General features: G+C 59.3%; 12 protein-coding genes and 1 tRNA gene. 7 read left to right on the top strand and 6 right to left on the bottom strand.

Annotated features, from left to right (window positions below; genetic code table 11):
- Window positions 1-203 precede the first annotated feature (203 nt).
- Entirely contained in the window at window positions 204-548 is a 345-nt protein-coding gene (locus C0V73_RS18485; protein WP_143708354.1) for a hypothetical protein, read from the top strand.
- Between the two features lie 334 nt (window positions 549-882).
- On the top strand, window positions 883-2,988 hold the full coding sequence (locus C0V73_RS23205; RefSeq protein ID WP_210200171.1) for a hypothetical protein: 2,106 nt from the start codon (window positions 883-885) through the stop codon (window positions 2,986-2,988).
- Window positions 2,989-3,041: 53 nt separating this feature from the next.
- Here the strand turns inward: C0V73_RS23205 and C0V73_RS18495 are convergent, their stop codons facing one another.
- Both C0V73_RS18495 and dapA read right to left on the bottom strand, forming a co-directional pair.
- Window positions 3,042-3,737 carry a proteasome protein gene (locus tag C0V73_RS18495; protein ID WP_102021475.1) on the bottom strand — a complete coding sequence of 232 codons (696 nt, stop codon included), beginning with the start codon at window positions 3,735-3,737 and terminating at the stop codon, window positions 3,042-3,044.
- A gap of 273 nt (window positions 3,738-4,010) precedes the next feature.
- Window positions 4,011-4,895 carry a 4-hydroxy-tetrahydrodipicolinate synthase gene (gene dapA / locus C0V73_RS18500; RefSeq protein WP_102021476.1) on the bottom strand — a complete coding sequence of 295 codons (885 nt, stop codon included), beginning with the start codon at window positions 4,893-4,895 and terminating at the stop codon, window positions 4,011-4,013.
- 221 nt (window positions 4,896-5,116) lie between these two features.
- Here dapA and C0V73_RS18505 point away from each other — a divergent pair, with 221 nt between their 5' ends.
- Window positions 5,117-7,186: a lytic transglycosylase domain-containing protein gene (locus C0V73_RS18505; protein WP_102021477.1), complete on the top strand. Its 2,070-nt coding sequence runs from the start codon at window positions 5,117-5,119 to the stop codon at window positions 7,184-7,186.
- 86 nt (window positions 7,187-7,272) lie between these two features.
- Window positions 7,273-8,133, top strand: coding sequence for an alpha/beta hydrolase (locus C0V73_RS18510; protein ID WP_102021478.1), 861 nt, complete (start codon window positions 7,273-7,275; stop codon window positions 8,131-8,133).
- 120 nt (window positions 8,134-8,253) lie between these two features.
- Here the strand turns inward: C0V73_RS18510 and C0V73_RS18515 are convergent, their stop codons facing one another.
- Both C0V73_RS18515 and C0V73_RS18520 read right to left on the bottom strand, forming a co-directional pair.
- Entirely contained in the window at window positions 8,254-9,282 is a 1,029-nt protein-coding gene (locus C0V73_RS18515; protein ID WP_102021479.1) for a porin, read from the bottom strand.
- 238 nt (window positions 9,283-9,520) lie between these two features.
- A tRNA-Ser gene (locus C0V73_RS18520) sits at window positions 9,521-9,611 on the bottom strand.
- 594 nt (window positions 9,612-10,205) lie between these two features.
- Between C0V73_RS18520 and C0V73_RS18525 the strand changes: the two genes are divergently transcribed.
- Together C0V73_RS18525 and C0V73_RS18530 are read left to right on the top strand one after the other, a co-directional pair.
- Entirely contained in the window at window positions 10,206-11,222 is a 1,017-nt protein-coding gene (locus C0V73_RS18525) for a porin (protein ID WP_102021480.1), read from the top strand.
- 300 nt (window positions 11,223-11,522) lie between these two features.
- The gene (locus C0V73_RS18530; RefSeq protein ID WP_102021481.1) at window positions 11,523-12,455 is read left to right on the top strand and encodes a site-specific integrase; all 933 of its coding nucleotides are present in this window, start codon (window positions 11,523-11,525) and stop codon (window positions 12,453-12,455) included.
- Between the two features lie 154 nt (window positions 12,456-12,609).
- Here the strand turns inward: C0V73_RS18530 and C0V73_RS18535 are convergent, their stop codons facing one another.
- Window positions 12,610-13,827, bottom strand: coding sequence for an FAD-dependent oxidoreductase (locus tag C0V73_RS18535; RefSeq protein ID WP_102021718.1), 1,218 nt, complete (start codon window positions 13,825-13,827; stop codon window positions 12,610-12,612).
- A 135-nt stretch (window positions 13,828-13,962) separates the two neighbouring features.
- Window positions 13,963-15,279, bottom strand: a complete 1,317-nt coding sequence (locus C0V73_RS18540) for a phytase (RefSeq protein ID WP_102021482.1) — start codon at window positions 15,277-15,279, stop codon at window positions 13,963-13,965.
- 229 nt (window positions 15,280-15,508) lie between these two features.
- Between C0V73_RS18540 and C0V73_RS18545 the strand changes: the two genes are divergently transcribed.
- A complete protein-coding gene (locus C0V73_RS18545; RefSeq protein ID WP_102021483.1) occupies window positions 15,509-15,862 on the top strand; it encodes a hypothetical protein in 354 nt (117 codons plus the stop codon).
- Window positions 15,863-15,887 lie beyond the last annotated feature (25 nt).

A 15,887-nucleotide genomic window follows, 5' to 3' on the forward strand; every position in this document is an offset into this window, starting at 1 on the left:
GCGCGCAGGGCAGCGCATGAGGTGGGGATCGACCTCCGGCATCTGATTGTTTTGCACGCCGGCTTCGACCGGCATCGCAGCATAGTCAGACGGCTCAGCGCCGCTTCTGGGACAGGTCACGACGGCAATCATTTACGTCGACTTTCCGGAATGGCAGTGCAAAATGTGGTGGCATCGAACTCCCATTAATCTGAGGGCAGACCATGAATCTCCATCGCGCTCGTCTCGGCCTGTTTGCAATTGCTCTCGGAGTAGCCGGAAACGGGATGATGTCCACCGTTGCCCACGCTGACGAATTCTCGTTTACGGCGACCAACTCGACCAACACAGCTATCACCGAAATATTGGTGTCCGAAAACAAGAGTGACTGGGCTTACTTCAACATCGGAAACGGCATCCAGCCGGGTGCGACTGTCAATCTCGTCTGGGATCAGAGCACAAATAGTTCAAGCTGCGCGCAGTGGGTGAAGGCGGCTTTTGCCGACGGCAGCGAGTCGGAGCCTGCGAAGTTCGATTTCTGCGAAGATGGACTTGAACTCGACTTCTGATCCCGTTTCTCGTCTATGCGAGTGAGCGCGGCAGGTTACCCTTGGTGACCTGCCGTTTTCTTTTGCGGGGGACGGTGCGCTGGGAGACCATGGGGGCCATGGTCTTTTCTTCCGCGTTGCCTGGGATTTTGTCGTGGGACGCTGCGCCAGGGCGGGGCGTGGCTGTTGTCATGGATATGTAATGGAGGATGGGGGCTCGAACCGGCGATGAACGATGTCGCTTGGAGCGCCCTGAACGCGGCCAAGATTACCGGTGAGGTCTCATCGGCTTTGGCTTCAACATAACAATAAAGCACTGGTTTTAGGTTGGGCGATTCTGGGATAGTATAAAGGGGTGACAGAAGTTGCAGACTACAGATCTGCGCCTCGTGCGATGGACGAGATTGTGAGCGACCTGCGAGCGGTAGCGCAGGACGATGGATCGTTGCATTCAATTGCCGCGCTCATCTACCGCGATTGGGTGCTGAACATTGATCTAGCTGAGGCAAAGGTTACGAATGACCCTGCCCAGCGATGGTCAACAGAAAAGCTCAACAACAACGAGCTTATGCTTCTTCTAGGCCTTGCCGTTCAATCGAGTTCGGAAAGGGTTTGGAGCAACCTTCCCTCAGACGATCAATTCGCGAGCAAAGTTGATAAACTGTTGCGCGAAATGCACGACCGGATCAATGCGGACGCGCCGTGGATGGACCCCGAAACCGGAGCGTTCTCAGAGCGACCGGAAGTGATAGGAAACATTGCACGAGAGGCGATCTATTATGGCGCCGACGGATTTTACCTGCACCAGTTTCGAGAGATGGCGCGGCGTCGTTATCGGAGCGATCAAGAGTGGATGCTACGGAATGTTGGCATCTCTATTCGGCCAATCGTGGATATTGCGACCTTTATCTGTGATCTGATCACGCAGCAGATGGACTACGCCGGCCAGCGAAAAGCACTCGGGTTGCTGGAAACAGGTGAGCTTTTCAACAGCCTCCTCATCAGCAAAGCATCCCTGCAAAAACGCTTCGGGAACAAAGTCGATGCCTTCCTAGCAAAATTCTCGACTTCAGCGGTTAATGCTAACCTCGATTTCATCGATCCCTTCAGAGTGAATTTGGTCGGCATAGCACCCTTGATCGACATCGGGGAATTCATCTTCGTGCCGAGCCAGCACAAGTTGTTCCAATCGATCTACGAGAGCCCGTTCTACTGGATGATGGGCGACAAGGCTTACCGGCAGACCGCGTCAACACATCGGGGGCGTTTTCTTGAAGCCACCTCCACACACCTCCTGAAGCGTGTTTTCGGGGCCAAACACGTTCATCAGAATGTCACGCTGTACCAAGGCAAGAATATCGCTGGGGAAATTGATGCTCTCATAGTTTACGGTGAATTCCTTATCGTAGGCCAGGCCAAGTCTAAACGCGTATCGCTAAAGGCGCGTGCGGGTGACAAAGAGGCACTTGAGAACGATTTCAAAGGAGCGCTACAGGATCCGTACGAGCAGGCATTGAGTTGCGCTGAACTGATTGCTCAGGGCGCTCGATGTGTGACAGACGACGGTCGCGCTCTCGAGTTTCCAACGCTGCCGCGGCTATTCCCCATGGTCATCTTGAGCGATCACTTCCCTGCCGCTGTGCAGCTTTCGAGGATGCTACTAAAACGCTTCGATGAAATGCCGCCCGTTATTTGGGATATTGGCTTCCTCGATTGTATTACTCGGATTCTTGTATCACCCATCGAAGTGACCTTCTATCTGCAGACGCGTTCGCAGCATTTTGACAAAGTGGTATCAGACAGCGAGTTTAACTTCCTCGGCTATCACATTCGCTCGAAGCTGGCGTTGCCCGAAAATGTCGACTGGATGATGCTTGAACGGGACTTCGCCACCGTCGTCGATGACTTCATGATAGCCGCAGACCTTAAGATAAAGGCCCAGCGCCCCTTGGGTGTGCTAGAACAATTAGATATTCCCGTTATCTCAGAATTGTTCGCGGTTCTGAAGAACAGTGATCCCGAACTTGCAGGTGTCGTCATCGATTTATATGACTTTTCCGGCGCTGCGCTGGCCGATTTGTCTGCCACCATACAAGACATGCGCGAGGAAGTTCGCGAAACGGGCAAGGCGCTGAAAGCCTTCTCAATTCAGACATCAACAGGCGGCCTAACCTATGTTGTAGCTGACAAAAGAGGCGCGGACACAGCGCGGTCAGCGGAGTTGCTGGGGGCGATGCACAAGTATGAGACTAAGAGCGATCGCTGGTACGTTATCATCGACACGATTGAGACAGATTTGCCCGTTGATGGACTATTACCCCTGATCTGGAAGTGGGCAGAGGATGAGGATGAGGCGACGCGATCGAAAAAGGTCGCCTCGATGTTCAAGTCAAGACAGGAGGCGGTGATCGTTGGCGCGGCGGCTGCCCGGCGCGAAGAAGGAAAAAATAGTCGAGACTAATCCAGTCCGCGGCGGAGGCACAATCCAACATTCATCCCGCCGTCCCCTCCCCCTCAATCAAACACATCCCCGATCACCTTCTGCTCGGCTTTTTCCCATTTGCGCACGAGGGTGTTGACTTCCTCGATCTCCTTGTCGCTCAGGTGATGGGCGCCGTCGGCGTCGATGCGGCAGAGGCTGAAAGGCTTGCCGACGCTGGCCGAGGTGAGGTCGAGTGCCTGCAACACGCGCAGGACGGCGGCGCAGCCGAAACGGGTGGAGCGCTCCGTCAGGTGAAAATGGGAGAGAAGCGCGCCCGCCTGCTGGGCCATGGGCGCGCCGCTGCCGATCGCGTGGAAGCCGATGTCGGCATAATGGCCGATCATGCCGGACGGCGTGATCTCGATGATCCAGGGCTCGCCATCCCGCCAGCCGGCGGCCATGACATAGGCCGAAGGCGTGCCGCCGCCCTCTTCGCCCGGCACATCGGGGATGAAGGTCTCGTAGTGGTGACGCAGAATCGGCAGGACCTGGGCCTGCAGAGCGCGGCCGATATCGAGGGATTCCAAGATAGCGGCGCTGTTTTCGGTGAAGCAGCGGGCGACATCCGTCAGCACGGAGCGCGCGCCGCTGCCACCCCAGGCGGCATCCTTGCCGAGCGGATGCAGCTTTTCGGCCGGATAGGTCATGCCCCGCCCCTTGTCGGTGATCTGGGAATCCGATCCCAGCACCACGCCATCTTTGCACACGGTGGCAAGCACGACAGTCATCTGGCACTCCTCTTTGTTTGGCGTCCGGTGGGCGGTGCGACAGCGACGAAGACGTCGCCATGACGCAAAGCCCGCCCGGCTATACGCCTGCGGGGCCCGTGACGTTCCAACATGGAACATCTTTTCTTGAGGATTTGCCGTTCGTAGCTGGTCGGAAGCTCGGCGAGGCGGCCGGCTTCTGTGGGATCGAGAGCGCGCTTCGGCTTGGGGACGCGATGATCTCCGATCCCAAAACAAAAAGGCCGGCGTTTCCGCCGGCCTCCCGTCATTCCCTCAGTTCAGCAAGCCCGCATGTTTCAGCGCCGCGTCGATCGCGGCTTCCGTCGAAGCCTCCAGCGTTGCCATCAGCGGCAGGCGGACGGTGCGGTTCATGCCGCGGGTGCGGTTCAGCGCATATTTCGCGCCGCAGAGGCCGGGCTCCAGGAAGATCGCCTTGTGCAGCGGCATCAGGCGGTCCTGGTAGGTGAGCGCCTTGGCGTAATCGCCAGCCAGGGTGGCTGCCTGGAATTCGGCGGAGAGGCGCGGGGCGACATTGGCGGTCACCGAAATACAGCCGACGCCGCCATGGGCGTTGAAGCCCAGCGCCGTTGCATCTTCGCCCGAGAGCTGGACGAAATCCGGGCCACAGGTGATGCGCTGTTCGGAGACGCGCTCGATCTTGCCGGTCGCATCCTTGACGCCGACGATGTTCTTGTGGGCTTTCGCGAGTGCCCCCATCGTCTCCGGCGACATGTCGATGACCGAGCGGCCGGGGATGTTGTAGATGATGATCGGCAGCGAGACGGCCTCGGCGATCGCCTTGTAATGGGCGATCAGGCCCTTCTGGGTCGGCTTGTTATAATAGGGTGTCACGACGAGCAGCGCATCGGCGCCGACGGCTTCGGCATGCTGGGCAAGCTCGATCGCTTCCAGTGTGTTGTTGGAGCCGGCACCCGCAATCACGGGCACGCGCTTGGCGGCCACTTCGACGCAGAGTTCGACCACACGCTTGTGTTCGTCATGGGACAGCGTCGGCGATTCGCCCGTGGTGCCAACGGGCACGAGGCCGGAGGATCCTTCGGAAATCTGCCATTCCACATGGGCGGCAAAGGCTTGCTCGTCGACGGCGCCCTGATCTGTGAACGGCGTGACGAGTGCGGGAATGGATCCCTGATACATGCAATGAACTCCTCGGGGGCCGAGATCCACGCTTCGGCCGCATTCTGAACCTAAATCGAGGGCACATTACTGCGCACCTTCGGGTGCGACAAGCGCATGCAAGGGAGATTTGTGACGCTTTTCCTAGGCTTCGTTCGAGAGAATGTGATCGCTCGCGTCAAGGCTTTGTTAACCGCGTTCTCGGCCTACTCGGGGCGTTGTGTTATGGTTGTGGTGTGTGGATGAAGACGACCTTTCTCAAAGCCTCTGTTTTCGGCCTCGGTCTTGCCGTGCTGTCGCTTCCGACGCATGCTCAGCAACCGGCCTCCGTTCCCGTGCCGGCGGTTAAGCCGCTCGGCTTTGCGCCGACGAGGGCCACACCGCCTTCCTTCGAGACAACAGGCGCCATTCCGCGCGGTGAACGGCTGGCAGCCGTCAATCCGCAGCTGAAGGCTGGCCTCGACGCGCTGTCCGACCGCGACGGCGCAGAGGCGATTTCCATTCGCAACCGTATGCCCGACAGCCTCGACCGGCACATGCTGACCTGGTCTATTGCGATGTCTGGCCTGCGCGACGTGCCGGCGACCGAAATCGCCGCTGCCCAGCGGCAACTGAACGGCTGGCCGGGGCTCAAAGCCTTCCGGGCGAATTCAGAAAAAGCCCTCTTCCGCGAAAACCCGGCGCCTTCAGCCGTTCTGGCCGCCTTCGGCGACACCGCGCCCGAGACCACCGAAGGCACGATGCTGCTCGCCCGCGCGCATCTGGCTTCGGGTGACAAGGCGAAGGCTCAGAGCCTGATCCGCAAACTCTGGCGCACGGAAGCGCTGGACGAAGCAGCGGAAGACAAGATCATGGCCGAGTTTTCCGGCCTGCTGACAACCGCCGACCACCGCGCGCGCATGGACTATCTGATGTATCGCGAGCGGGCATCTCAAGCGAAGCGGTTCTCGACGCTCGGCGAGGCGCAATCGCTCTACAAGGCTTGGGCCGGCGTGATTTCGCGCGCCAAGAATGTCGATGCGCTGATCGCCGCCGTCGACAAATCGTGGTCGAAGGACCCGGCTTTGCTGTTCATCCGCATCGAGAACCTGCGGCGGAAACAGGATTTCGAGGCCGCTGCGAAGCTTCTCGAGCAGATGCCGCGCGACCGCAAGGCTCTGATCAACGGCCGCGCCTGGTGGGACGAACAGCGCATCATCGCCCGCGGGCTTGCCGATCTCGGGCAGTTCCGCGAGGCCTATCGCATCGTGTCGCGCCATGCAGCGACCGAGGCGACCGATATTGCCGACGCCGAATTCCATGCCGGCTGGTATGCGCTGAGGGCGCTGAACGATCCTGACACTGCGAGCCGGCATTTCGCCCGCATTCTCGAGGTCTCGAATCGCCCGCTTTCGGCAAGCCGTGCCTGGTATTGGCTGGGCCGCGCCTCGGAGGCATCGAAGGACGGCAAGGCCGGGCAGCATTTCGCCCGCGCAGCACAACATTCCAGCACCTTCTATGGCCAGCTCGCCGCCGCCCGGATCGACAAGCCGGGCATCGAGATCCCCTATCCGCGCCCGAGCAGCGCGGATCGCGCGCGCTTCGAAGGACGTGAGGCGATCCAGGCGATTGCGCGATACGAAGCGGCCGGCCATGGCTGGCGGGCGCAGAGCCTTTACCGGGCGCTGGCCGACCAGTTGGACAGCCCCGGCGAACTGGCCCTGTTGAGCGCGCGGGCCGAAAAATCCGAAGGCGGGCATCAATTGTCGCTGCAGATCGGCAAGACGGCTTATTCGCGGGGGATCGATGTGCCCGCACTTGCCTTCCCCGTCGGCGTCATACCGTCTTCCGCCAATATTGCGGGTTCCGGCAAGGCGCTCGCCTATGCCATCGCCCGGCAGGAAAGCGCCTTCAACCCGGCCGCCGTTTCGCCGGCCGATGCGCGCGGGCTGCTGCAACTCCTGCCGTCGACCGCGAAGGGTGTTGCAGCGCGCCACGGCATCGCCTACGCGCCGGAGAAGCTGACGCGTGATGCCGGCTTCAACGCCACGCTCGGCGCCCATTATCTCGGTGAGCAGATCGACGCCTTCGGCGGCTCCTATATCCTGACTTTCATCGCCTATAATGCCGGCCCGCGCAAAGTGCCGGAGTGGATCGAGCGTTACGGCGACCCGCGCGGCAAGTCGATCGATGAGGTCGTCGACTGGATCGAGCGCATCCCCTTCCCCGAGACCCGCAATTACGTGATGCGGGTGATGGAGAATTATCAGGTCTACAAGAGCCGGCTTGGCCAGGAGACCGATATCGTGCACGATCTGCGCTTCGGGCGGTAGTTCGCCCGCCCTCCCCTGATTGATGGATGACCTGGTGTCTCCGCTCGGCTAGACTCGCATGACATTACCACGCGAGGGAGTGCCGCATGGCCGACAGCATCGACCGTTTCATCACCGTGCCGGATGGCTTGACGCTGCATGTGCGCATTTACGGTGAAGCCAATCCGGGGATCCCGGTCGTCTGCCTGCCGGGGCTGACCCGCAACCTGCTCGACTTCGAGGATCTCGCCCGCATTCTGGCGGCAGCGCCTTATCACCGCAGGGTCGTCGCCATCTCGTCTCGTGGCCGCGGGCTCTCCGATCGGGACCCGCAGCCGGAGCGCTACACCATCCCGGTCGAAGCCGGCGATGTGATCAGCGTTCTCGACCAGTTGGGGATCGACAGTTCCGCCTTCATCGGCACCTCGCGCGGCGGGCTCATCCTGCATGTGCTGGCAATGACGCATCTGGAGCGTATCGAAAGGCTGGTCCTGAATGACATCGGCCCGGTTCTGGAGTCTGAAGGCTTGAGACAGATCCAGGGTTATCTCGGCAGCCGGAGGGCGCCTGCGAGCTTAGCGGATGCGGCGGAAATCCAGCTGGCCACGCATGGAGCTGAGTTTCCTGCGCTTAGCGGCGAGGATTGGGCCGGCATGGCGCGGGCGCTTTATCGCGACGTGGACGGCAGGCTGGTGGCGGATTTCGATTCCGCGATTGCCGAGCAATTTCGCGCTGCGGATCTGAGCCAACCACTACCCGATCTCTGGGCCCAGTTCGGCCTCATGGTGGAAAAGCCTATGATGGTGGTGCGGGGAGAGTTTTCACGGCTCTTGTCGCGCGACACCGTCGCCGAAATGGTGCGGCGGCATGAGCAATGCGTTGGTATCGAGGCCAAGGGACAGGGCCACGCGCCATGGCTGCATCTGGGTGAGTTGGCGGCCGAGATCGGGGCGTTTCTGGAGCGCTGAACCGGTAAAGGTCTTCGAGACTTCGCCTTCCCTGTTTAAGTCAGCCGATGACTGACACATGGGGGCAAAAGAAAAGCCCGGCACAAGGCCGGGCTCCCCTTATCCGATCTGGAGATCGAATTAGAACGAACGGGTCAGGCGAACGAAGCCGGTCCAAGCTTCATCTTCGCCGTCGGCGTCGAAGTAATCTACGGTAGCCGCTGCCGTCAGGCCCGATGCCAGAGCGTATTCAGCAAGAAGGCCAGCGCCCCAAGCGTCGGTGCCGCCCTGGAACTCCCAGTAGTTAACTGAAGGCGTGATGGTGAGCTTTTCCGTTGCCTTGAATGCATATGCACCACCAACTGTCCACTCGATCGAGTCGGTTACAGCTGCAACCGGGAAGTCGACTTCGCCCACATACGTGTTGGCGCCCGACGAGTAAGCTGCGTACAATTCGAAGGTGCCTGGGCCAACTTCGGCAGATACCTTACCGGAGATTGCGCCTTCTTCAAAACCGAAGTCGTAGACGCCATATACGGAAAGAGTAGCGACGCCGAGGCTTGCAGAAGCCATTGCTTCGATACCGAGCTCTTCTTCGCCTGCGCCAGAGTTAGATGTCAGATCGTGCACGCCGAGACCGGCGGTGAATGCATCCGAAGAGTAGGTGTAGCTAATCAGGTTGAAACGAGCGTTGCCGGTAAAGGCGTCGTTTTCGCCAGCGATGCCGACGTCATCCCAGAAAGCGTAAGCGCGACCGACCTTGAAACCACCAACGGTGATGTATGCCTCGTCGAGGACAACACCAGCGCGCGTGGAAGCAGAGCCCTGCTCCGCCTGAATGCGGATGCGGGAACCGATGGTGCCAAGCTCAGAATCGTTCTTCGCGTCGAAAGAGACGCGAGCGCGAACGTCGGTCTGCCAGTTTTCGTCACGTGCACCGTAGGCGATTGCAGCGTCGTTACCGAAAGCTGCAGTTGCACGAACTTCGCCACCGATCTTGAGGCAGGTTTCGGTGCCGGGGATGTAGAAGTAACCGGTGCCGAAGGCGTCGCAAACGCGAACGTATTCCATGGGCTCGGGCTCAGCGGCGACGATTGCGTCAGCGGCCTGAGCGCCGGAAACTACAGCGAGAGCTGCAGCGGAGCCGAGAAGAAGGCTCTTGATGTTCATTATTGACCTCCAGTCAATTATAGAGGTCGGCTCAGGCCTTTTTCGTTTTAAATGTTTAAATACAGAGCCTTAGGGCATGTCTCCCATTTTGAGCTCGGCCAAAACTTCGGCAAGCTGGCGTTGATCAGCGCAAATTGCGAGCTTGATCCCGCTCGTTTCCAGGCGGAATCCGAGCTCGCGAAGCAGCGCAAAAGTCCGCTACCGAGCGCTCATTCAATCATGTAGGGGAAATCAGGAATGGCGGAGAGGAAGGGATTCGAACCCTCGATACGCTTTTGACGTATACTCCCTTAGCAGGGGAGCGCCTTCGACCACTCGGCCACCTCTCCGGTGACGCCTGATTATTTGCTTGAATCAGTGATTGCAAGGCCTTTTCTCCGCTCTCAACATTTTAGCTGAGGCCGCCTGGCCAAGCACCTGATCTCTAAGGAGGGCGAATCGCGCCGGACAACGACATGATTCTGTCACCTGGAGGACCTCATACGGTCGATTTCACCCGCTAAGGATGGGAAACACAGAATGTCGCGATACTACCGAAGCGCGACGGATGATGGTTTCCAGTGCAACTTTTTGCGGAATCCTGTGCCAAAATGGGAAGGGAGCGGCAAAAACGCAGGGTGGCGACAAAGCCAGAATCCCCTAGTAAGCGGCGGTTTTGTCTGGCTTTTCTTAATGAAACCTAAATGAATAAGGGGGTGGGCCGGTGACTTTGTGGCGTTTGAGCAACAGGCCCGGCGGAAGGGTGGCCCCTTTTCCACCATTCCACTCTTTGGTGATTGCATGACCGACGGGGTTTTGTATTTTCAACCTCGGAAGCGAGGCGGTGGATCGTCCGTCTTCTGAAACCGACGGGGATGGGGCAGGGAATGCTGTCCTTCAGCCAAATAACCCAGACCCATACGAAACTTGACTGGAGGTCAATAATGAACATCAAGAGCCTTCTTCTCGGCTCCGCTGCAGCTCTCGCTGTAGTTTCCGGCGCTCAGGCCGCTGACGCAATCGTCGCCGCTGAGCCCGAGCCCATGGAATACGTTCGCGTTTGCGACGCCTTCGGCACCGGTTACTTCTACATCCCCGGCACCGAAACCTGCCTCAAGATCGGTGGCGAAATCCGTGCAACGGTTTACGCAAACGAAAGCGGCGTCAACGACGCCGATCTGGACGAAGACTACAACTCGGAAGTTCGCGCTCGCATCACCTTCGAAGCCAAGAACGACTCCGAACTCGGCACGATCGGTTCCTACATCCGCATTCAGGCAACGCAGGACGCTGACCTCGGTCGCGAAGGCGTCGCTCTCGATCAGGCTTACATCACTGTTGGTGGCTTCAAGGTCGGTCGCGCTCTGACCTGGGCTGACGACTGGGGTCTGGCTGGTGAATCGGATGCGTTCTTCAACAACGCCCGCTTCAACACCATCTCCTACACCTACACCTCGGACGCCTTCACGGCTGGCCTCGGCGTAGATGACCTGTCGGATGAGTACCTCGACGGTAACGAAGTTGGTCTGGAAGCAGTAATCTCCGGTTCGCTGGGTGCCGCAACGGCAACCATGAATGGCGTTTACGACTTCGGCGACGAAGAAGGCGCAATTGCTGGTGTTCTGTCGGCTGACCTCGGCCCGGGCACGCTCGGCATCGCTGGTGCATGGGCTTCTGGCTACTCGACCGGCTACGACTTCGAAGCTGAGTGGACGATCGGTGCCGCTTACACCTTCAAGGCAACCGAGAAGCTCTCCATCACCCCGCAGGTCATGTACTACGGCGACATTGCTGACGCAGACGCCGGCGTGTTCACCTCGACCGACGCATGGGCTGCTGACCTCTACGTTGAATACGCCCTGGCTGCTGGCCTGACCGCTTCTGCCGACGTTCGTTACGTCGACCTGGATGGTGGCGACAGCAATTGGGACGGCTTCGTTCGCCTGACCCGTTCGTTCTAATCCACACTGGATTAACGAAAAAGTTTGGGGTCCGGCTTGTCATGAGCCGGACCCCTTTCGGCCATTTGGGAGATGCTTTGTCTCTCACGCGAATTCAATGATTTAGGCCTGCTGCGGGCACGCAGTTTCCAGAAGAAAGGATGTTCCATCGACAGCATGACGTGGGCTCGAGGCGAGCCGCTCCGGAAAGTTTGTGCCGTTCTGCACTATACTTTTTATAAGATATAACGATATGTACGCCCGTGGGGACGGGCGGTGAGCTCGTTCGCGTGCTCGCCAAAAGGGAAATTTGGGGGATACATGCAGGTGGAAATGCCGGCCGTGAAGGGTTTTGACGTCTTTGTAGGCGTGCCCGATTATTCGGTACATTATCAATACAGACAGGGTACGATCCTGCACGAGGTGCGCGAGACGAATTTGCGCGAACTGTTCGGCAAGTATGGCGACCTGTTATGGATGAATGGCAGCCACAAATATAACGTAACCAATTTTATCGGAGAGCTTCACGATCTCCTTGATTTTCCGAGCTTCTCGACTTTTTCCCAGGAGATGCTCGACCAATTGATCGGCAAATTGCGCAAACGCGGTAACAGCAATGCCACCATCAACAGAAAGATGGCGGCCTTAAGCAAACTGCTGCGAAAGGCGTCCAAAATGGGAGACGTTCACAGTCTGCCGGAATTTAAGCGTCAGAAAGAGAAAGCGGGCCGTATTCGCTTCCTCGACAAGGATGAAGAGAACCTCCTGTTTTCGGAAATCCGGGCGCATTCGGAACTTTACTACCGGTTCTGCCTCTTCCTGGTCGATACCGGAGCCCGCCTGAGCGAAGGTCTCAACCTGCGTTGGGGCGACATACACAAGGATCGGGTGACCTTCTGGGTGACGAAATCGGGCCGCTCGCGTTCCGTTCCCCTCACCCATCGTGCCTTGGCTGCGATCGAAGCCTCGGACCGCCGTCATTCGGGGCCGTTTGCCGAGATCGACCAGCAGCGTTTCCGCGTCGCCTGGCACAATGCCAAGGATGCCGTCGGCTTTGCCGATGACAAGGATGTGGTGCCGCACGTTTTGCGCCACACTTGTGCATCGCGTCTCGTCCAGGGCGGCATCGATATCCGCCGTGTCCAGATGTGGCTCGGACACCAGACACTGACCATGACTATGCGCTACGCCCACCTGGCATCGCATGACCTCGACATGTGCGTTCCCATTCTGGAGCGCGCGGCCAACGGCTGAAAGACCTTGAATAGCGAACAAGTGTGCCCAAGAGCTTGATATAACTGACCAGTTCGCGCCGTGCCGCAACAGATTGAAGATGAAAAAGGCCGGCTTTACGCCGGCCGCTTTCGTTTGATCCCGGTGTCGCAATCGCCGACTTGGTGCTTTTGCCTCAGGCAATCAGGGTTTTGAGATCTAGCGCAGGATCCGCAATCGTTGCGCGATCGACCGGCCGCCCCATGTCCAGGAGCTTCTTGCCCGTGACATAGGCTTTCGCATCGTTGATCGCGTCGACGGCAATGAAGTCGCCGGCATGAAAATACCAGATCGACAGGCTGCCTTCCCGCGCGCCGGGTCTGACCACTGTCTCGTCATAGCCGAGATTGAAACCTGCGATCTGCAGTTTCACATCATACTGATCCGACCAGAACCACGGTTTTGGGCGATAAGGCTCCGAGCCGCCGGCCAGAACCGCGGCAACCGCCTCCGCCTGGTCAACAGCGTTCTGCACGGATTCGAGCCGAACCTGCTGTCCCTTCCAGTCCTGCACGGCGCAGTCGCCCATGGCAAAGATCGCCGGATCGCTTGTCCGGCCAGAGCTATCGACCACGATGCCGTTCTGCACTTCGAGCCCGGCATCGCCTGCCAGTCGGTCATTCGGCGTGACGCCGATCCCGACGATCACCATATCTGCATCGATCACCCGGCCATCGGAGAGTTCGGCCGCCTTGACCCTGCCCTCGTCGCCAATCAGTCGTGTGAGGCCCGTCTTTTCGAAGATCTGGACACCTTCTGCCGCGTGGATCGCGCGGATAGCGTCCGCAGTCTGAGGAGCGGCAACGCGTGCAAGGATACGATCCGCCATTTCGATCAGCGTCACGTCTAGACCGAGTTTGCGCGCCACGGCGGCGGCTTCGAGCCCGATGTAACCGCCACCAATGATCAGCAAACGGTGGCCTGGTTTCAATTCGGTCGCAAGGCGATCGGCGTCAGCCTTGTCGCGGACCGTGAACACGCCCGCAAGATCGCCACCGATGGCGGAGGGCAAGCGACGCGGGGTAGCGCCGGTTGCCAAGGCGAGTGTCTCATAAGCGATTTCGCTGCCGTCGAAGAGCTTGACGCTCCTGCTCTCTCGGTCGATCGCCTCTACCGGCGTCGACAGACGGATCTCGACATCGTTTTCGGCATACCAGGCTTCGGGCCGAAACAGCAGCCGGTCAAAGCTCATTTCGCCGAGCAGATACTTCTTGGACAGTGGCGGGCGCTGGTAGGGCAGAACCGGCTCGCTTCCGAGCACAGTGATCGGGCGTGAATCCTTCAGCATCCGCAGCTTTGCAGCCAGCGCGAAAGCCGCCTGCCCTGCCCCGACAATGACCAACCGTCCTGCCATCTTGTCCATTTCCCAGACCAATCCTTCACACGAGAATCGCTGCCGGGGAGCCGGCAGCGATCACTGGAAACAAGGCCTAGCTTTGTGGCGATTTGCGGTCAAGTTTCTGGGCGAGAGGGTCCCCCGCCCGCCAGCTTAACGGCGTGGATCAGCTGCGTTCGAGGTCACTGCCAGCGGCGGGTCGAAGCTTTCGGCGATCGTTTTCCAGTCAACGAACTTGAAGTTCGTCTGCGGGGTCTGGCCGTCTAGGCCGTTGATGTCGCCGGCATAGCCGTCCTGGGTGACGAAGAGGCCGTTCTCGAAACCAGGCAGATCTGTCGAGATCACATCGGCTCCATCGCTTTCCTGCACCGCGTCGACACCGTCTCGGGCTGCGATCCGGAAGGAGCCTTCCAGCTTCAGGCTGTCGCCGATCGAGAACACCGCAAAGCTGTCGTCATAGGGCGCGTCGGCGACCACGGCATCGCCATGAGCCTGGCCCTGGCTGGAGGCGAGCAGATAGCGGACACCATTTTCGCCATAGTATATTGTCAGTCCCTCGACATCGCGCGCAATGACGCTTTCGCCAGCGTTGAAGCTGCTTTCGGTCGAGCCGCGCGTCTCGTACACCAGCTGCGGTGCCGCCTGCGCATTGCGGATGTCGATCTTCCAGATGCCGACATCCTCCTGGCCGGCATAGAGAATGCCAGTGGTCGCGTCGACCACGCTGCCTTCAAACTGCGGGCTCCAGTCCTTCAACGGCTCATCTTCCGCTTCCTGGAACAGGTCCTGACCCTTGTGGGTGCCCGGCACGAGAACCGAACGTTCAAATTTGGCACCGACCTTCCCCTCGGGCAGGGCCTGCAGCGTAAACAGCCCCACCAGCGGCTGGTGCCTCTGTGTACCGGCGACCCAGGTCAGGCCGCTGTCGCGATCGGTCCAGGCGGCCAAACCATAAATAGTGTCCTGGTCATCAAGCGGATTGTCCTCGCTGCCGGCCTGGTCCTTTGTCGGACGCTTGGGGAAGGCGCGCGGTTCGGCGGGGTCGGTCACCTCGACCAGCGGCTCGGCGGCGGTCGCATCAATGCGCCAGACACGGATGACGTCGAGGCCGCGGTCGCTGCCGACGGCCAGATCCACCTTCTCGCCGTTTGCCAGCGTGAAGCCGTAGACGAGGTCGACATTGTTGATACGGCCATCTTCACGCGAGGGGCCGAGTGTCTGCACCAGTTCGCCGGTCAGGGCGTAAACCCGCATGCCGCCGTTCTTCACGGCGGTGATGACAAGGCTGCGTGCCGGAACGGTCGAGTTGGCATAAATAGCCGGATCGTCGGCATCGGCGTCCATGTCCGCCTCCGTCAGGATCGGTGTCTGCAGTGTCGGCTGAACGTCGTGGACCTTGTAGGCTTCGGCAGCAACAGGGCCGGCAAGGCAGGTGCTGGCGGTAAGAAGAGCGATCAAAAGGGACTTCATGAAAATTTGCTTCTGGCACGGGCGACATTATCCCGTGCCGGGCCATAGCTCCTTTACGCTACACTTTTTTGACAGCCGCAACGGAAATGGAACAATGGCCCGACAGAGGCAAGGCGCTGCCGTAACAGAGAAAATTGCGTGGTGATGCGGATTTGAACCAGTCTCTCCACCATCCGGTAACGACCATAAGCTAACGTGGTGTTGAACATAGAAGTGGTAGGAGGGTGGCATGCCCTTGCAGAGGATACCGGACGCAAAATCGGACATCCCTCGGGATCAGATCTTCGAGAAATTCAAGATCGATCGCCCCGGCAAGATCGTGTTTGTCGGCCACCATCTGAGCGTCGCGAAGACACAGCGCTGCCTCATCCGGACCATTTCCCTTTATGGTGCAGAACTCGACGTCTCGCCGCATGTGATCGTTCCCGCCAACTTCTTCCTCGAAATTCTGGGGATCCACGACGACATCGGCTGCACGCTGATCCGTCGCGAAGCCGAGAAGCTGACGGTCGGCTTCAACATGCTGATCGATCCGGAATTCCTCCACCATGTGGTTCGGCTCTCGTTCGAGACCAGCCACTAAACCATCTCACGATGCGACCTCTTTG

The sequence above is a fragment of the Rhizobium sp. TH135 genome (assembly GCF_002855515.1).
Classification (GTDB): domain Bacteria; phylum Pseudomonadota; class Alphaproteobacteria; order Rhizobiales; family Rhizobiaceae; genus Allorhizobium.